The sequence below is a fragment of the Vibrio astriarenae genome (genome assembly GCF_010587385.1).
Classification (GTDB): Bacteria; Pseudomonadota; Gammaproteobacteria; order Enterobacterales; family Vibrionaceae; genus Vibrio; species Vibrio astriarenae.
In genome coordinates, this window is the sequence record NZ_CP047476.1 from 254,575 (window position 1) to 271,025 (window position 16,451).

The following is a 16,451-nucleotide window of genomic DNA, read 5'->3' on the forward strand; positions in this document are numbered from 1 at the left end:
GCTGATTTTTAATAACAAAATAAATAGGTAAAGAAATGTGTATCTATTGAGCTAATAACGTGTATAGTAGCCGCAAGCTCAAACAGTGGGCTATTAATAACTAATCTAGTTTAAGTTCTTCCCAGCTACATTTCGATTTGATTCGTCTTATCGCTATCCTGCGAACCCTTTTTCTTCATTCCTTATTTAGTAGTTCCCTGATTAATTCAATCAACATATCGAGATATTAATATGTCAAACAAAGCAACTGGCACAGTAAAATGGTTTAACGAAACTAAAGGTTTTGGATTTATTTCACCTGACAACGGTGGCGCAGACCTATTCGTTCATTTCCGCGCTATCGTGAGCGACGGCTTTAAAACACTAGCTGAAGGCCAAAAAGTATCTTTTAACTCAGAGCAAGGCGCAAAAGGCCCTCAAGCTACTGACGTTACAGTACTTTAAGAGTTTAGCGAGGTCTTGCTCGGTACTTGACACTGGGCGAGATCTTGCGATTTCTAAACAAACTAGGAGAAAAATGAGAAGATTAACGAATCGAAAGACCTATTGGTACTATCTTTCACGTGAACAAAATAATGTTTCTCGTGAACAAAAGATTGTCTCTCGTGATCACAAAGATCTGAAGAGTAAGACTTAATTGTACGAAATTAACTATTACCTTCACCACAATCAAACCGCTTGGTCTGCCACAATAAACCAGCTTAACAGTGATGTTTTAAAACGTCATATCCTACCTAAATCAAACAGTTTTGACCTGGTTTTTACTTTCTGTGAACGCCAAAACTCCGGCGAAATAAAGAACACTCAAGGTAAGGTGTTAGGTGGATTTTATCTCACTTCTGGTATAGGGGACTAAGTGTTGAAAAAAACAAAACTAAAGAAAGTGAAAGTGGATGAACTGAATGTTCACGCCGACAATGAACGCACAGAAAGCGCTCACAAAATAAGAAAGAAAATAGAAGAGATTCTATTAGAACAAGAACAAAAAAAGTTATGGGAGCTATAAGATGAACAAAAGAAAACCGGTTAGAAAACCAGCGAAGAAAATGAGCAAAAATCACTTTGAAGAGCGACTTTCTGTGATGGTAGCGGAATACAACAGCGCCAAAGAGCTGCTCGATTCGATGACTGAAGGCACGGATGAGCACGCCAAGCAAAAGAAAAAGTGCGAAAAGCTATTTGCGAGTACCGAACGCTTCGTGAATGCAAATTAATAGAGCCGAAATCCCTAGAGAGCACTTGGGGTCTCTCAGCTAAAAAATGACAAAACGGTTATCGCGTAGGCTACTTCTTAACGTCTACGCTTCAATAGCCTCCTTTCGCTTGACCAAATTTTCCATTCGCGGAACGCTGGGTATTCAACCTCCTTCTTTTTGCCACTTCCTGTATCAAATCCCCTTTTTGAAGCCAGTTGTGGTACCATACAGTGATGCACCTCACGTTTTTGTGAAACTGTGAGGCAAACACATGCTGAATGTTCTTGTTCAGCCAAAATAAGTGAACCAATACATGCCTAATTCGACTCAAGCCATCAGTGCTTCTGACTTGGCCCAAAGTCCCTCGCAAAAGGCAGCTCCTGCTCTTTTACACAAACTTCAACTGACTAACCCCACTTTTCAAATGAGTAGCACCTTCTTTGTCGGGTTTATGTTATTGACGATTACCAACCCATCGCTACTTTCAGAGTGGGTCAATCAAGGGTTTTCATTCGCTACCCATTTCTTTGGCGCTTTCTGGCAGGTGTTACTGCTAGCCAACTTTGTCATCGGTCTTTACCTAGCATTTGGCCGTACTGGCAGTGTGAGACTTGGTGGTATTTCTGCTCCAGAAATCACCAGCTTTAAATGGATTTCAATCATTCTGTGCACGCTGCTTGCGGGTGGCGGTGTCTTTTGGGCAGCCGCAGAGCCCATCGCTCACTTCGTGAGTGCCCCTCCGTTGTTTGGTGACGCCTTACCGACTGATGCCGCAGTCAATGCCATGTCTCAATCTTTCTTACATTGGGGCTTCTTGGCGTGGGCTATCCTTGGTTGTCTATCAACCATCGTACTGATGCACCTACATTATGACAAAGGGTTACCATTACAACCTCGCACACTCTTATACCCAATCTTCGGTCAGCGAGTGATCACCGGTCGACTGGGTAATGTAGTCGATACCGCTTGTATTATTGCTGTGGCTGCGGGAACCATTGGACCAATCGGCTTTTTGGGTTTACAGATTAGCTACGCGTTAAATGCGCTGTTTGGTTTACCTGATAACTTTGTTACCCAAAGCCTAGTTATTTTGTTTGCGATGGCGATGTACACCGTGTCAGCGCTGAGTGGTGTGAGCAAAGGAATTCAAATTATCAGCCGCTACAACATCTTATTATCTGTGTTCTTGATAGGGTTCATCTTGTTGTTTGGCCCAACGAGTTTTATCGTTGATGGCTATGTGCAAGGCGTCGGCAGTATGGTCGACAACTTTGTTGTTATGGCACTGTATCGCGCAGATACCGAATGGTTGAGCTGGTGGACCGTCTTCTTCTGGGGGTGGTTTATCGGCTATGGCCCAATGATGGCCATTTTCATCACACGCATCTCTCGCGGTCGTACTATCCGCCAGCTCGTGATGTCGGTGAGTATCGTTGCACCATTAGTGACTTGCTTTTGGTTTACTGCGATTGGTGGCAGTGGATTAGCGTTCGAGATTGCAAACCCTGGCGTTATCTCAACCGCGTTTGAAGGCTTTAATCTACCGGCAGTGTTGTTGGCGATTACCAGTCAGCTACCATTCTCAACGCCAATCGCTTTATTGTTTTTGCTTCTCACCACCACATTCATCGTAACAACAGGTGACTCGATGACTTACACCATCAGTATGGTGATCAGCGGTGATAAAGAGCCAAATGCCGTGATCCGCGCATTTTGGGGCATCACTATGGGTTTAGTCGCGATTGTCCTGATCTCGATGGGAGAGGGCGGCATTGGCGCATTGCAGTCTTTCATTGTTGTGACGGCAGTGCCAGTATCACTCATATTGCTTCCTACTTTGTGGTTTGGCTATCAATACGCTCAAACGATGGCAAGCAAACAAGGCATCAACTAAGTGCGAAGGGGTTAGACTCGATTGGGTAAAATCGATTCCGACCCCGCTAGCTTTTTGTCTTTACAAGCTACTAAGCACTTCTCGTTGAACCGTATCAATGAGAAGTTGCTTAAACCACAAATGAGCAGGGCTGTTAGCCGTTCGCTTGTGTTCAATCAGGTAAATATTCACCGCACATTCCGGGTCGCTATCCAGCGCAAAAACAGGCACCAGTTTTCCTTCCATCTCTTTTGAGCTAGCCACCAAATGAGAAGAGACCATCACGGTTTCTGTTGTTTGCATTACTTCAACCAGCGTCATTAACTGACCACTCTTGAAGACCACATCTCGCTCAATCCCCTTTTTTGCCAGCAATGCATCGACCGGATTACTCACGCCAAACGACGAGCGAATATCGAGGCTCATATCCACAAAACGATAGTTGAAGCAGTCTTCAAGCGTGACGGTCTTAGCCTGAGCAAGCGGGTGATTCGGTGAAACATAAAAAACAGGATAAGAAGAGCCGATTATTTCATAAGGGAACTCGATGCCATTATCTGGTGCTTCAACATGGATAGAGAAATCCACATCACGAGCCGCTAGTTGCTGCTCAGGGTTTCTCGCCACCGGGAACTCAACCAAGCTAGCGAAAGGCGCTTGCTTGTTTAGCTCAGTCGCCAATGGGATACACAAGAAACTACTCATCAAAGGCGGCGCAGAGAGCACAAAGGTTTGGTCGCACTTATCAGGCGAGAACGCAGATTTTGCCACCAGGCTCTGCATACTTCGAAGCAGTTCTTCAAGAGGTTGCTGCAACTCCAGCGCCTTTTGAGTTGGCACCAAGCCATTCGATTCACGATAAAACAGCGGGTCATCAAACAAGTCACGAAGGCGACCTAAAGTGCGACTCATCGCTGGCTGAGACAGATAAAGCGTCTGCGCCGCGCGGGTAACGTTCTTCTCTTTGATAAGCACGCTCAGTGAGACGAGCAAGTTAAGATCAAGCCGAGAAAGCTGCTGTTCTAATGTGACCATGTCCATGCGCCCAAGTTATATCCATATGGTTTTATTGTAATTGAGGTGCATGAATGATCAAGGCGGGCATAGTAGAAGCAGGTGTAGAGTTAGTGATACGTGCACTTCCTGATTAACGCATTGATTAATATTAGTTTAGTGAGTCATTCTGAATTCATTCCAGAATCTAATCAAACAGAATACAAGCTATCCCTCAAGAAAAGTCACGACTGAGAGAACATGACGCGATAAGTACCAACTATCTGGGCAAAAACGTTTTATATGCTTTTCCGGCGCTGATTGCCCCTAAATTATATAGGCAGTATTCCTGTCGATATTCCACATAGCTTGGATATGAGTGAAAACAAACTTTCATATTTGAATGATTCAAGTGCATTAATGTCTATTTTTGAATCCTATCTGCCGACTTACAATGCTTAGCGTTGATGAGGGCTGAGATTATCCCAGCTCTTAAAGGTTAAATTCAGTCAGAGGTCTGTACTATGAAAGCTACCACTATTGGTCTTATTGTTTCAATCATCTCATTTTCTTCAATGGTTAATGCTCAAAATTACAATGAGCAGGTGAGTGCCAACCTATCGATTGAAAATGCAAAGTCAAATATTCAACGATTCAAATCAAAAGAGTTGTTAGAGCAAACATTGTCTTATTCTCAGCCAAGTCGTTCCGATTCATTAATTTATGACGAAGATGAGCAGCGCACCAGTGAACGTTTTGCCTATTTAGACCCAAGTGAAAAAACAGGTGGTGGCTTTACCTATGACGAAGATGAGAAACGCACAAGCGAACGTTTTGCTTATTTAGACCCAAGCGAAAAAACAGGTGGTGGCTTTACCTATGACGAAGATGAGAAGCGCACCAGTGAACGTTTTGCTTATTTAGACCCAAGCGAAAAAACAGGCGGTGGCTTTACCTATGACGAAGATGAACAACGTACAAGCGAGCGCTATCAATCAACATTAGAGCCTATCTTCGAACATTATGTTTAAACGAAGAAAACAGAATAATTCAGCGAACTAACGATCTATTTAACTGGCTATCCAGTGGGAGTAAGAGAAATGTCTTTTAATTTTAAACAAAAATACGGCGGTTGGGCATTAGTGACTGGTGCAACTTCTGGTATTGGTGAGCAACTGGCAAAACAGCTTGCGGCTGACGGAATGAATCTCGTATTGGTTGCTCGTCGTGAAAAAGAGTTAAAGGAATATGCTCAATCTCTGGCTTTTGAGTACTCAATTGAAACGGACGTTATCGTCGCTGATCTAGCGACTCAGGAAGGCATAGATAAAGTAAAAACCAATAAACGCGACATCGGGTTGATGGCACTATCGGCAGGGCTGGAAACTAATGGTGCTTTCGAAAAACTTAACCTAGATAGTGAGCGAAGAATGTTGGAGGTAAACGTTTCTTCGACGATGGAATTGAGCCATCACTTCAGTAAGGCAATGGTCAAACGAGGTAAAGGTGCGATTTTGTTGGTCGCAAGTATGTTTGGGCAAATGGCATCTCCTTACTTCTCAACTTACGCAGGCTCTAAAGCCTTTGTCATTGGTTTTGGACAATCCCTTTTCGGGGAGTTAAAGCCTAAAGGTGTTGATGTAAGTATCTTATCACCTGGACTCACAAAAACGCCTATGGCTGTGAATACAGGCGTTAACTGGAGCAAAGTCCCAATGGCTGCGAAAACACCTGAAAAAGTTGCAAAAGTCGCTTTGCAAGGTATTGGTAAACGTGTCGTCACCGTTCCCGGCATACGTAACAACATTATGGTGGCAATGGCTGACTTTACGCCGCGCAAACTCATGGCCTCGGTGATGACGCGTATGCTTGACAATGCCCTTGATCCAAAGCGTCTCTAGAGTAACTTACTTTAACAAGTACGAACCTTGGTAAATAAGCGTAGTCCGTTTCACTTAATGACAACGAAAGCAGCAACCTAACAAATAGAATCTTAGGTTGCTGTTTGATTATTTAATTGTTGGTAGGGTGACTTAATACCCGTAATTAACAAGAAAAACTGATTGGGCACCAACGTACCCTGATTAGACTATCAATCTGTTGTAGCAGCGTGCAGAACCTACTACCTCAAGCGGTTACTTAGCTAAAAAAGGCGATGCTATTATGCATGGGTTTGATTGTGTTCAGGCACGTCTACCATGCTTTTTACTACCACCGCTATAAGGGTACACGTTGTGAATACGCTGCTTTATCTTAGATGGCACAGATTTAGAAAATACTAGCTTAGTTGTAAAGCGATTCTTGTACACTTTGATCTTCCCTGAAAATGGCTGTTTATGGGCGATCTCTTTGCAATCCGATAAAAAACCAACTGGGATCCGACCTTTCTGGCTGGTGAGTTTTCCGTCATCAAAAGTCATTGTCATAATCGGTCGATCTTTGAACACCAGAACAGCGATAACTATTACGGCAAGGACAAGCACATATTCCATTTTCGGCTCCTAACTAGTTGTTGTTCGTCGTGGATTCTACCAGTAGAGCCCAGCATAGCTCATTCTTATCTTATAACATGTTTAGCAGAATACGCTCGAACCTAGATAACCGCTCTGTGATCGGTATAACGCTGGGATGTTATAGACAAAGGCCGAAGAAACAACGCGTAACCTATCGACTCTGGTAATGGAAATCAGAACGTTAGGAGTCTTGGGGAAATGAATATCCTATCCCCACATGGTGAGACTAAATGGATAATGTCGGTCCCCATAGACGCGACCGATTACCTGGTCGTTCATACGCAATTATCAACGAATATGAATTTATGCCAATGTAAAGTGTAATTGCGGAATATAGGTTTATTGCTGACTCGCTTTCCCCAAGTGTTCGACAAGATACTCCATTAGCAACCTTATTTTATTATTATGTTGAACATCCCGGTGACAGGCTAGATAAACTGGCAAGGCAGGGATTTTCAAACCACACTCTATGGACTCTAGGTGTGCTTTTTCAGCAACATCGCGATGAGTGAATACAATACCTCCCCCAAAGGTTGCTAGCTCAACGAGAAGCGGCATATTGTCTGTGCGGAAGAATAACTCATCGTTTTTTATGTCCCACCCTAATGCTGCTGCCCCTTCTTCAAGCTGTTTATCACGGTCGTACCCTAAAACCCGGTGGTTTGAAAAATCTTTTGGATTTTCTGGTGTGCCAGCTTTGGCCAAGTATTCCTTACTCGCGAAGGCACCCAGTTCGATATCAAATAAATGTTTCATCACGAGATCTTGCTGTTGAGGCCTGAGCATTCTAATCGCGATGTCTGCATCACGTTTATCAAGGCTTGTTATTTGATTCGTAACAACCACTTGCACTTGCAAATTCGGATATGAGTCTAGAAAACCGGGTAATATTTCCGGCAAGTAATATTGAGAAATCATCTCATTGACTGACAACCTTACTGTACCAGACAGCGCAATATCTTGACCTTGCACCAGCCTTTCGAGCTTGTTCGCTGACGCCGCCATTTTTCTGCTTTCTTCTAACAAGGTTTGGCCAAAACTTGTTAATGCAAGGCCTCGCGTACTCCTATCAAATAGGGAGCGTCCAAGCTGTTTTTCAAGTTGGTAAAGCTGTCTGCTTAAAGTTGGTTGCGAAGTATCGAGAGCTGATGCGGCTTTTGTCAGGCTTCCACTCTCAGCCACAGCTAAAAACACATGCCAAAAATGCCAATCAATATTCATATTTGCATACCCGCATTGCACTTTCTCACGTTCTTTACGTCAAAATTACATATTAAACTCATTGCACTTTAATTTAAATACACACTCAGAACCTATTACGACGTCTCGGAGGCTGTTTAATGGAAACCAATACTAGTGCAATGGTCGTTTCTCATGGTGACCCCCTTTGTTTGAAACTTGTAACGACTGACATACCAAAACCTGGACCAAAGGAAGTCAGGGTCAAAATCATCGTAGCCGGTGTCGGTTGGGCAGATATCATGGCGCGCAGAGGAGGGTATCCACTCGCTCCCAGCTTACCTTTTGTGCCTGGTTACGATTTCGCTGGGATTGTTGATGAGGTTGGCGACGAAGTTTCAGAGTTTAACATTGGTGAAAATGTCGTTGGATTGAATCCAAAGTACGGTTGCTACACTCAATACTTGTCTATTTCTACCGATTTGCTAGTCAAATATCCAAAGCAACTAAGTGCCGCGAAGGTCTGTGCATTGTCCCTAAATTATTTGACCGCTTACTGCATGTTATTTACCAAGGCCAATGTTCAGCCACAGCAAACCATATTGGTGCATTCAGCAGCCGGTGGTGTGGGTTCGGCGCTAGCTCAATTGGCCAATCAATTTGGAGTTAGGGTTTTGGGAACGGCGTCTTCAAACAAGCAAGAGACTCTAAAAGAGCTTGGAGTATGTCCGATCGATCATTACCAAAATGATTTCGTTCAAGAAGTGCTTTCCTATTGCCCTAGGGGTGTCGATGCTGCTTTTGATTCAGTGGGCGGCGCACATTTAAATCGCACAGTGAAGACAGTTAAAAAAGGCGGTATTGCCGTGAGCTACGGTTTTTCAGGAGGAAGCTTTGGAGGGCTATTCAAAATGATTGCGGGCGTCGTACAGCTCGGCATATTAAACATCCTCCCTAATGGAAAGTCCGTTAATTTTTGCGCTTTACCTTCCGAAGTTGATAAGAACAGACAGTGGTATAAACAAACCCTCACCCAACTTATCAACATGCTAGAAAGAGAAGAAATAAACCCTATTATCTCGAGCGTAGTGCCGTTGTCTCAAGTGCATAAAGCACATCAAGAGCTAGAAAGTGGACAGTGTATCGGTAAGGTTTTAATAAAGTGCGCTGAGACCACCTAGGAGTGACTTCAGCATGAGTTGCTGCGCCCAACTGACAAGACCAAAAATACCTAGCATAGGCAGTGACTATCAAATCAATAATAACAATTGATTTAACCTATCTTGAGATTTTAAATAAAATTCAGTGATTCAGGTTTAGGTGAGTAGATTAAATGGACAAGAAGGCACTAGTCGTTGAAGGCGGAGCAATGCGCGGTATTTTTGCAGCAGGGGTTTTGGACTCTTTTATGCAACAAGAGTATAACCCTTTTCAATTTGCCATCGGGGCTTCTGCAGGTGCGTCCAATTTGCTGGGTTATTTGGCGAAACAACCAAAGCGTAGCTATCAAATCATTACCGAACTCGGTACATCTGCTGACTTCTATAACCCAGCTAGGTTTGTGAAAGGCGGGCACTTAACAGATGTGAAATGGCTGAGCGAAACCTCATTGCAGAAATATCCACTTCACCTTGATACATTGCTGAATAACATTCCTTTGTATGCAACGACGACCGATATTGAAACCGGGGTTGCTAATTACTTTAAAGTCACAAAAGATAACCTTCTCAATGTCATTGAAGCCACGACGGCATTACCCGTAGCCTATCGAGGGACACCTTGTTTTTCGGGTAGCTGCTTTACTGATGGTGCGGTAGCCGACTCAATTCCTGTGAAGGAAGCCTATAGGCGAGGAGCACGAGACATCACTGTGATCTTATCTCATCCTCTTAGCTATTCTATGCCAGAATCCAATAGCCACTGGCTAATGAAACGACTGCTATCAGACAAGCCTCAAGTTGCTGATGCACTGAAAACTAGAGCAAATCGATACAACCAAGCGCTTGAGTTTATTCGCTTCCCACCAAAAGATGCTAAAGTAAGGGTGATTGCTCCACCAGAAGACTTTCCCGTTAAGCGTCTGTCTCGTAAACCAGCGGTATTAGAGGCAGGCTATCAAATGGGTGTTGATGCGGGAGCAGAGCACCTTGCAAACTTAAGTGGCATAAAGCGATATACTCCAGAAGAGTGTTCAGCTTGTTATGAATAGGCTGTTGAGGTCAGGCCTTGATTCTCGCGTTCTAATCCAAATCGTTATAACAAGGTTTATAAATAAGCTCAGGTTCTCGCACGTTTCGGCGTAGAGATGCGCTCACCGACTATAAAATATCGATGGGTACAACCCGACGTAGTTTGACGCCGATACGCTTGGTTAAGTTAATCTCTTTATCAGGATTAAAATCTTCCGTGATACGCCATGCGTTTTCTGGCTCCATCTCAATATTAATCGACAGATTCAGTTCTTTCGTAATGATATCTGAATAAATAACGGTGAAGCTTTCTGTGTTGAGATTGGCACTGCGTGGATCAAAGTTATAAGTCCCGACCACCGAAATCTCGTCATCAATGGTCATCGTTTTTGCATGGAGACCAAAGATAGGCTGGGTGGGTAAGCGCTTAAACATATGATCGGTCATCACACGCTGGCGAACCTGAGCATCAGGTTTGAACTCGTAGATTTCAACGCCCGTTTTCAGTAGGGCTTTACGTGTACGCTGATAGCCACTAAATGCTTCAAGATTGTCGTTGGAAGCGAGGCTATTAGTGAGAATTTTCACTTCGATTCCGTCGTCCACAAGCTCTTTGAGGAAGACTCTATCCTCTTTAGTGGTGATGAGGTAGGGCGTCTGAATCAAGATGCTTTTCTTAGCACTGCTAGCCAGTTCAGCCAGCTTACTTTGGGTGAGACTACCGCCACCAAGGAAGGTTTTACCGTCGTTTTTACCCGGAATATCTGAGATATATTCGATGCGTTCGACAAACTGGAATTTACCTTCTTCCATGAGTTGATTGAAAGTGTCAGGCACCTTTGCGATCTCATTGATGATCACGGGATGGAAGTTTTCAGGGTCGCACGCATAGCTGTGCAAACGAGAGAAGTCGGGGTTTTCTGAATATGGATTGTCTTTCACTAACTCAGCGACAGGCACGCTCAGTTCAAATGCCCAATAGTCATCAAAGGACGCGTTCACTTCGTCAACCACCGAACCGACTAGAAATACGTCACGGTCTCGGAAGTTGTATTCGTGGTCAAAACCGAAATATTCATCAGCAATATTACGACCACCCGTAATCGCAACTTGGTCATCCACCACAAACACTTTATTATGCATGCGTTGGTTCAAACCATGAAAATCCGTGACTAACGTAAACACTTTTTGAGCAAGGTTTTTACCGATGTTCACATTAGGGTTGTAGATCTTAATCTCGATATTTTCATGAGCATCCAACATCAATAGTTCGTCACCGCGCGCTTCAAGCATAATGTCATCAACGAGCACACGAACATTAACCCCACGCTCTGCTGCTCTTACAAGGTAATCGGTGGCAATTAAACCCACATTATCAACAGAGAATATGAAGTATTGAATGTCGATGCTTTTCTCGGCTCGCTCTGTCAGCCAAGCGCGAGACATCATCGCCTCTGCACCTTGTTCAAGTACATAGACGCCAGACCGAGTCTCTAGCTGCGCTTGGTAGGGCAGAATGAAGTCTGAAAGGGGAGTGACCTCAACTGCTGGCTGATCGGCGCAATGGTCTTTTGCCGCAATCGGTACACTATCTGGTGCTTCCTGGCAGCCCACAAGACTAACAACCGCAGAAAAGAGAAGAATCCAGCTCGATTTGGTGATGTTCATCAACATATTCTCTTTGTAAAAAAAGATGTATTTAAGTGCATTATACAAATTAAGTGATTAATCCCAAATTGTTCTCGCTTCCAAGTATCTATCTGATTTGGTTGCAAAAAAGATCAAACCAAGTTGTGACTGTTGTTCACCATATCACGATGAAAAGCAGAAAGGTTAGTAACGCTGAAATTACTTTTGACTTTCTTTTGGATAGAAATGAGTTTTGGAGAACTAAGTATTTGCAAATCTCGAATTAGCATAACCCTGGAAAATCACTAAGCTAACATGGTGCACATCACTACCTCGCTTTCACACAAATCTGGCATTGATGAATGCCAGAAGCTATCGATATACACACCAATATATTGTATTATTACATTTGTATTTATACTTATTAGGATTTTCTATGTCGATTCACGAATTTTCGAATAAGGACGTTACCGCTGAGCATGTGATTTTAGCTCAAGCAATACTAGCAGGGACTGCTCAAGGTGATAAAAGTAAAGCACAGCGCTTTATGAATTTTGTAAATGAGATTCCCGATGCGCCGACTTTGCAAAGCCTGATTCCAAGCTTTAGTAAATTTATGAAGCGCTTTAAAGCCAGCTGACATTCAGATTACGTTACACAGGGATGTGTAATTAAGATCACCTATTCCCCCTAACCACTACCTACTTTTAAACTCTATTTGACACTATGTTCGCTCTATGTCTAGTCATTGTTGTCGGAGGTCAATAGAGCTCAATTCACTTTTAAAAACGTTTCTGGACATAAACGATTTATGCCCCTAAGAAAAACCATTGGTAGTTATGGATTGCCTCGTTCTAGAAGGATTTCTTTCAGGACGAACATTCCATTCAGTGCTGCTGGGAAACCTGCATATACTGACATCTGCAATATGACTTCCTTTAGCTCAGCTTCGGTGCACCCGACATTTAGGGCTGCATGTAGGTGAACTTTTAGTTGAGGTGCACAATTTCCCATTGCCGTTAATGCAGCAACTGTTGCAATTTCTCGCTCCTTCAAGCTCAGTCCTTCGCGGCTATATATATCCCCAAAAGGATACTCAATAGTAAATCTTGCTAAATCTGGACAAATGTCTTCCAAGCTTTCGATTACCTTTTGCCCTGCTTCACCATCGATTAGCGCTAACTTATCTAGGCCAATTTGATACCTTGAGTTACTCATTACAAGTTCCTTATGTCATTGAATAACAATAGGCTAATCGTTAGAGTTAACTCTAAGTCAAGCTTTTAATTCACGCTCATAAAAGTCGATTTTTGCATCGAGAGCGGACAGGTGCCTCTCTTGCTTTTCGAGTTCTGCTTTGAGATAGATACGATGTTCTTCGAGCAACTCTTTCCTTGCTTCTAGGGTAGATTCCCCCTGATATCGCAGTTTTGAGTATTCCTTTATAGCATTTAGGGGCATGCCAGTTTCCTTGAGTCGGATAATAAATTGCATCCAATCAGTATCCTTATCGAGGTAAAGCCGCCGTCCGCTCGGATCTCGGTTAACGTTTCTTATCAAACCAATTTTTTCGTAATATCTCAGCGTGTAAGGTGATAGCCCAACTAGCTCAGAAAATCGCTTTATATCCATATCAAGGTCACTCTGATCACATAGGTTCTATTATGCTACCCAGATAACTTATCTTAAGGCAATCCTGAACCATTCTTTGATGACACTAAGCATTGGTAACATAGTTTGGGGCATTTTCATGTTTCATACCCCGTCAGCAAGCCTCTAGAAAAAGTTGCTTAGAGTAATCACGTAAATTAGAAAATCGACTTCAATCTGGCTGTTCTCGTTCATCTAGCCAGCTAGATATATCTGCCAACCCCGCAAATGAACCATCATTCAAGCATCTATGGCTAACGTACTTTGGAACCACAACATCCAACCTCAACGCAACAAAGTCTGGGTGCTCTGAAATGATTTTAATGTACTGTTCAAGCCGACTCTCTGGTGTTGAGTCTCTTTGTAAATGCTTCTTGAGAGCCTCTTTAAACTTATGAATTTCTTCAGGAGAAACATCTTCTAGCTCTTCATGTTCAGAACACTTAAGTTCTTCATAAAGAACATCAGCCAGTTGCTTGTGGCTCCAACCTAAAGCATCCAACATGAATCGAATTTGCTTTTGTTTTTGGGCTGTCCCCATTTGTCCCCACCCTACTAGTTACGATGCACTGGTCTCAGCGGAGACGAGTAATCAATCAACGAAAAGGAAATATTATGTCTAAAAACAAAGCACCAATGACCCCAGAAGCCGCTGCTCGTATTCAAGCGAATCAAGCAAAACAAAATGGTGGACAAGTTTCTAAAGATTCATTTGCTGCTCGCGCTCAACGCGCTGCTGCCAACAATCAGAAACAAGGGAAATAAGGAGCAACCCATGGGCAAGCCAAATCCAAACTACCCAAGCAAAACTGGCGAACCTTCTGGCAAAGGTCGTGGTAACGCGCCCAAACGCTAGTAACACTTAGAGGCAGCATTTGCTGCCTCACCTTCGATTCTGGTTAAACGCACCCTTTAGCATTCTGCTTAAAGCGAAGCAAAAACTGCTGTTGATTCGATTTATAGTCTGAGTAGGTCAATGACTTTTCTGTTTCCTCAAGAGCACATAAGCAAGCTTCTCGTTTACTCTCATACCAGCTCATCGACACAATATTCTTTGAAGAATTTACGCAGGTATCAATAATTGCGTACTCTACCTCTAAAGGGTAGCGTTCTTCTTCTAATGCGCCATTGACCTTGTAGCCTCCAATAAGCCCAACCGCTAATGCCGTACTAGCTGAAACGAAATTACGCTTGATAAACTTGAACCCCTTAAACGACTTCTCACACTCTTTACACGCGATATTTTCTGCAAATTCAATGTCATTATCTGTCTGGCAATGCGGGCACTCTATCTTCATAATATTTAACTAACTTATCGCGTTATCGTGATTGTAAGCGCCCCACGCTCCCGAGTGGTGAGGGTACATTTGGGCTCCAGTAGTATGCTCTTTATTGTGAGCCGCATGAGCAGAGGAAACAGTTTTAATTGAATACCCCAAACCGCCTGCTATTTGAACTCATCATTACACACTTTTTCGAGTACGTAAGTTATAAAAATCAACAACATAGAACGACTATATCTAAATGTGATGAGTAACACATATTCCGATATGGTTAGATGATAAATCAATAACTTAAGAAGCACGTCGCATTAGTAGAGTATGGGAAAAAGCACTAAGAGTGTTCTCTCTCGCTTGAGCGAGTCAACTTGAAAAGGGGCAAACATGCGTTACAAGTCACTATTATCGAAAGACTGCTTAGGTCCAAGGGGTTGTGAAGATGACCAGCCTTCAGAGAATGCGCCCTCGGTATAGCTTGATATAGTCCTACGCCAAAAGCACTGAGCTACTTTGTTAGATTCTAGTTGCGAGACACTCCATCTTCCCCGGTGCTGCTGAAATACTTCTTGAGCAAAGTGAGTTGCTATACCCTTTCGCCTTTTTGAGCTCAAAATGAAGAACTCTGAGATTGAAAATTGGTTAGGAGTAATTTCTCGTACCAGAGCAAGCCCAATAGGCTCATCTTCGTGAAGACAGAGGTAAGCAAAGCGATCTTTATCAATCCAATATAGGTCGAAGTACTTTCCTAGGCTGTACAAACCTTTCTCATCTGGCCGCTCACCAGTATATGGCGACATATCATGCAAATAGGCTTGCATTAGGTCTTTGACGACATTTTTTGTTGAGTATTCAGACTTTAGCAATTTCACAGAGGTTCACCGATCTCATTTAATCCTAACTACGACTTGAACCCATAAGAAATGTTAAGTCAATTTGATTACTGCTCAAAGACCACATCCGTCGCAACTAACTTAAAAAGGGGCACTTCTGAGTTACTCGTAGCAGAGTAATACAAGCGTGGCCATGGACTCTCTATGAGCACTGCCCAGTGCGTAAACATTCCATCCAATCATTTCGATGTCTTGTCGAGGCGCAGTTTATGGCTTGCTCGTGATCGTAGCCGACTCTGTGCAAAGATATGTCCCATTCGTTACCTTGTTTTTTTAGGATGGCATAGGAGGCTTTAGGTGTACTATTTTGAATCGTGTGCGGAACAGGATCCTCATCAGCGTAGGCTTGGAGTCCAACACTACCTGGGTTAACAGCAATCTGCCCCGAAGATAAACTCAGTACACGCGGTGTGTGACTATGCCCACACAAAATTATTTTTGAAGATACAGCTCCCAGCAGATCGAGAACCTCAGCTTCATCTCTAATTACCGCAGAGCCTGAAGAGATGTCTTCAAGCAGGTAGGTCAAATCGTCACTAGGTGTGCCGTGGCAAGCATAAATATCGTCATTGATTTCCAAATCGAAAGGTAGACTTTTCATCCACTCTATAGGCGTTTCACCCAAACTATCTAGAACAAACTTCATTGTAGGATTCGACGCAACTTCGGACTCGGTTGACTGGTATATTTGCCTATCCTGATTACCAGATATCGTTATGACATCTAAACCGCATAAATAGTCAAATGTCTCTTTGGGTTCTATCGGCCCGTAAAAGATATCTCCAAGGTTAATAAAAGTAGCCACTCCTTTTGCATTAGCGTCTTCTACAACCGCTCGCAATGCATAAACATTGCTGTGAATATCAGAAATAACAGCATAAGACTCCATTTACCACTCCTTGATACAGCCAACTAGACTCGAACAATATATACCAATTCTGAATAAAAATGCAATTCGACCAGTTTCATTCTCCGTTTGCTTCAGTGTAAACAGAAAAGCTCGAATTGCTAGCGACCAGTTTTTCGAGGAGGGATACAGCACCCATTAGTTATACTTGG

At 43.1% G+C, this 16,451-nt stretch carries 20 protein-coding genes; 10 read left to right on the plus strand and 10 right to left on the minus strand.

Annotated features, from left to right (window positions below; all coding sequences use genetic code 11):
- The first annotated feature begins 231 nt into the window (after nt 1-231).
- The 4 genes from cspE to GT360_RS15610 all read left to right on the plus strand — a co-directional run bounded on the left by cspE (nt 232) and on the right by GT360_RS15610 (nt 3,090).
- Nucleotides 232-444 (plus strand): transcription antiterminator/RNA stability regulator CspE, encoded by a 213-nt coding sequence (cspE, locus tag GT360_RS15600; protein ID WP_164649889.1) that lies wholly within the window; start codon nt 232-234, stop codon nt 442-444.
- Between the two features lie 412 nt (nt 445-856).
- Nucleotides 857-1,006 (plus strand): hypothetical protein, encoded by a 150-nt coding sequence (locus GT360_RS21850; RefSeq protein ID WP_204274594.1) that lies wholly within the window; start codon nt 857-859, stop codon nt 1,004-1,006.
- Between the two features lies 1 nt (nt 1,007).
- Entirely contained in the window at nt 1,008-1,214 is a 207-nt protein-coding gene (locus tag GT360_RS15605; protein ID WP_164649890.1) for a hypothetical protein, read from the plus strand.
- Between the two features lie 295 nt (nt 1,215-1,509).
- Complete coding sequence (locus GT360_RS15610; protein WP_164649891.1) at nt 1,510-3,090, plus strand: BCCT family transporter; 1,581 nt, start codon at nt 1,510-1,512, stop codon at nt 3,088-3,090.
- A gap of 60 nt (nt 3,091-3,150) precedes the next feature.
- Here GT360_RS15610 and GT360_RS15615 read toward each other — a convergent pair whose 3' ends face one another.
- Complete coding sequence (locus GT360_RS15615) at nt 3,151-4,104, minus strand: LysR family transcriptional regulator (RefSeq protein WP_164649892.1); 954 nt, start codon at nt 4,102-4,104, stop codon at nt 3,151-3,153.
- A 482-nt stretch (nt 4,105-4,586) separates the two neighbouring features.
- On the opposite strand from GT360_RS15615, the gene GT360_RS15620 reads away from it, so the two are divergent.
- Nucleotides 4,587-5,093, plus strand: a complete 507-nt coding sequence (locus GT360_RS15620; RefSeq protein WP_164649893.1) for a hypothetical protein — start codon at nt 4,587-4,589, stop codon at nt 5,091-5,093.
- Between the two features lie 69 nt (nt 5,094-5,162).
- Nucleotides 5,163-5,963 carry an SDR family NAD(P)-dependent oxidoreductase gene (locus GT360_RS15625; RefSeq protein ID WP_164649894.1) on the plus strand — a complete coding sequence of 267 codons (801 nt, stop codon included), beginning with the start codon at nt 5,163-5,165 and terminating at the stop codon, nt 5,961-5,963.
- Nucleotides 5,964-6,245: 282 nt separating this feature from the next.
- Here GT360_RS15625 and GT360_RS15630 read toward each other — a convergent pair whose 3' ends face one another.
- Together GT360_RS15630 and GT360_RS15635 are read right to left on the minus strand one after the other, a co-directional pair.
- Nucleotides 6,246-6,554 (minus strand): DUF3634 family protein, encoded by a 309-nt coding sequence (locus GT360_RS15630; protein ID WP_164649895.1) that lies wholly within the window; start codon nt 6,552-6,554, stop codon nt 6,246-6,248.
- A 360-nt stretch (nt 6,555-6,914) separates the two neighbouring features.
- Nucleotides 6,915-7,796, minus strand: coding sequence for a LysR family transcriptional regulator (locus GT360_RS15635; protein WP_239502675.1), 882 nt, complete (start codon nt 7,794-7,796; stop codon nt 6,915-6,917).
- Between the two features lie 119 nt (nt 7,797-7,915).
- On the opposite strand from GT360_RS15635, the gene GT360_RS15640 reads away from it, so the two are divergent.
- Both GT360_RS15640 and GT360_RS15645 read left to right on the plus strand, forming a co-directional pair.
- Nucleotides 7,916-8,935, plus strand: coding sequence for a quinone oxidoreductase family protein (locus GT360_RS15640; RefSeq protein ID WP_164649897.1), 1,020 nt, complete (start codon nt 7,916-7,918; stop codon nt 8,933-8,935).
- Nucleotides 8,936-9,087: 152 nt separating this feature from the next.
- Nucleotides 9,088-9,963, plus strand: a complete 876-nt coding sequence (locus GT360_RS15645; protein ID WP_164649898.1) for a patatin-like phospholipase family protein — start codon at nt 9,088-9,090, stop codon at nt 9,961-9,963.
- Between the two features lie 109 nt (nt 9,964-10,072).
- Here GT360_RS15645 and GT360_RS15650 read toward each other — a convergent pair whose 3' ends face one another.
- A complete protein-coding gene (locus GT360_RS15650; RefSeq protein ID WP_164649899.1) occupies nt 10,073-11,611 on the minus strand; it encodes a phospholipase D family protein in 1,539 nt (512 codons plus the stop codon).
- Between the two features lie 397 nt (nt 11,612-12,008).
- Between GT360_RS15650 and GT360_RS15655 the strand changes: the two genes are divergently transcribed.
- On the plus strand, nt 12,009-12,212 hold the full coding sequence (locus GT360_RS15655) for a pyrophosphatase (RefSeq protein ID WP_164649900.1): 204 nt from the start codon (nt 12,009-12,011) through the stop codon (nt 12,210-12,212).
- Between the two features lie 197 nt (nt 12,213-12,409).
- On the opposite strand, the gene GT360_RS15660 is transcribed toward GT360_RS15655, so the two are convergent.
- The 3 genes from GT360_RS15660 to GT360_RS15670 form a co-directional block, all read right to left on the minus strand.
- Nucleotides 12,410-12,790: a carboxymuconolactone decarboxylase family protein gene (locus GT360_RS15660; RefSeq protein ID WP_164649901.1), complete on the minus strand. Its 381-nt coding sequence runs from the start codon at nt 12,788-12,790 to the stop codon at nt 12,410-12,412.
- 57 nt (nt 12,791-12,847) lie between these two features.
- Nucleotides 12,848-13,204 carry a MerR family transcriptional regulator gene (locus tag GT360_RS15665; RefSeq protein ID WP_164649902.1) on the minus strand — a complete coding sequence of 119 codons (357 nt, stop codon included), beginning with the start codon at nt 13,202-13,204 and terminating at the stop codon, nt 12,848-12,850.
- 190 nt (nt 13,205-13,394) lie between these two features.
- On the minus strand, nt 13,395-13,763 hold the full coding sequence (locus GT360_RS15670; RefSeq protein WP_164649903.1) for an elongation factor Ts: 369 nt from the start codon (nt 13,761-13,763) through the stop codon (nt 13,395-13,397).
- Nucleotides 13,764-13,837: 74 nt separating this feature from the next.
- Here GT360_RS15670 and GT360_RS21855 point away from each other — a divergent pair, with 74 nt between their 5' ends.
- Nucleotides 13,838-13,987: a hypothetical protein gene (locus GT360_RS21855; RefSeq protein WP_017790133.1), complete on the plus strand. Its 150-nt coding sequence runs from the start codon at nt 13,838-13,840 to the stop codon at nt 13,985-13,987.
- Nucleotides 13,988-14,121: 134 nt separating this feature from the next.
- On the opposite strand, the gene GT360_RS15675 is transcribed toward GT360_RS21855, so the two are convergent.
- The 3 genes from GT360_RS15675 to GT360_RS15685 all read right to left on the minus strand — a co-directional run bounded on the left by GT360_RS15675 (nt 14,122) and on the right by GT360_RS15685 (nt 16,281).
- Complete coding sequence (locus GT360_RS15675; protein ID WP_164649904.1) at nt 14,122-14,520, minus strand: hypothetical protein; 399 nt, start codon at nt 14,518-14,520, stop codon at nt 14,122-14,124.
- A 371-nt stretch (nt 14,521-14,891) separates the two neighbouring features.
- A complete protein-coding gene (locus GT360_RS15680) occupies nt 14,892-15,371 on the minus strand; it encodes a GNAT family N-acetyltransferase (protein WP_164649905.1) in 480 nt (159 codons plus the stop codon).
- Between the two features lie 163 nt (nt 15,372-15,534).
- Complete coding sequence (locus GT360_RS15685) at nt 15,535-16,281, minus strand: metallophosphoesterase family protein (protein WP_164649906.1); 747 nt, start codon at nt 16,279-16,281, stop codon at nt 15,535-15,537.
- Between the last annotated feature and the right edge of the window lie 170 nt (nt 16,282-16,451).

Bases quoted from the DNA above. Each gene is read 5' to 3' on its own strand.
- GT360_RS21855 (WP_017790133.1), top strand. From the start codon at position 13,838: ATGTCTAAAAACAAAGCACCAATGACCCCAGAAGCCGCTGCTCGTATT.
- GT360_RS15685 (WP_164649906.1), bottom strand. From the start codon at position 16,281: ATGGAGTCTTATGCTGTTATTTCTGATATTCACAGCAATGTTTATGCA.
- GT360_RS15630 (WP_164649895.1), bottom strand. From the start codon at position 6,554: ATGGAATATGTGCTTGTCCTTGCCGTAATAGTTATCGCTGTTCTGGTG.
- cspE (WP_164649889.1), top strand. From the start codon at position 232: ATGTCAAACAAAGCAACTGGCACAGTAAAATGGTTTAACGAAACTAAA.
- GT360_RS15670 (WP_164649903.1), bottom strand. From the start codon at position 13,763: ATGGGGACAGCCCAAAAACAAAAGCAAATTCGATTCATGTTGGATGCT.
- GT360_RS15640 (WP_164649897.1), top strand. From the start codon at position 7,916: ATGGAAACCAATACTAGTGCAATGGTCGTTTCTCATGGTGACCCCCTT.
- GT360_RS15605 (WP_164649890.1), top strand. From the start codon at position 1,008: ATGAACAAAAGAAAACCGGTTAGAAAACCAGCGAAGAAAATGAGCAAA.
- GT360_RS15625 (WP_164649894.1), top strand. From the start codon at position 5,163: ATGTCTTTTAATTTTAAACAAAAATACGGCGGTTGGGCATTAGTGACT.
- GT360_RS15645 (WP_164649898.1), top strand. From the start codon at position 9,088: ATGGACAAGAAGGCACTAGTCGTTGAAGGCGGAGCAATGCGCGGTATT.
- GT360_RS15660 (WP_164649901.1), bottom strand. From the start codon at position 12,790: ATGAGTAACTCAAGGTATCAAATTGGCCTAGATAAGTTAGCGCTAATC.
- GT360_RS15655 (WP_164649900.1), top strand. From the start codon at position 12,009: ATGTCGATTCACGAATTTTCGAATAAGGACGTTACCGCTGAGCATGTG.
- GT360_RS15665 (WP_164649902.1), bottom strand. From the start codon at position 13,204: ATGGATATAAAGCGATTTTCTGAGCTAGTTGGGCTATCACCTTACACG.
- GT360_RS15615 (WP_164649892.1), bottom strand. From the start codon at position 4,104: ATGGTCACATTAGAACAGCAGCTTTCTCGGCTTGATCTTAACTTGCTC.
- GT360_RS15650 (WP_164649899.1), bottom strand. From the start codon at position 11,611: ATGAACATCACCAAATCGAGCTGGATTCTTCTCTTTTCTGCGGTTGTT.
- GT360_RS15610 (WP_164649891.1), top strand. From the start codon at position 1,510: ATGCCTAATTCGACTCAAGCCATCAGTGCTTCTGACTTGGCCCAAAGT.
- GT360_RS15635 (WP_239502675.1), bottom strand. From the start codon at position 7,796: ATGAATATTGATTGGCATTTTTGGCATGTGTTTTTAGCTGTGGCTGAG.
- GT360_RS15675 (WP_164649904.1), bottom strand. From the start codon at position 14,520: ATGAAGATAGAGTGCCCGCATTGCCAGACAGATAATGACATTGAATTT.
- GT360_RS15620 (WP_164649893.1), top strand. From the start codon at position 4,587: ATGAAAGCTACCACTATTGGTCTTATTGTTTCAATCATCTCATTTTCT.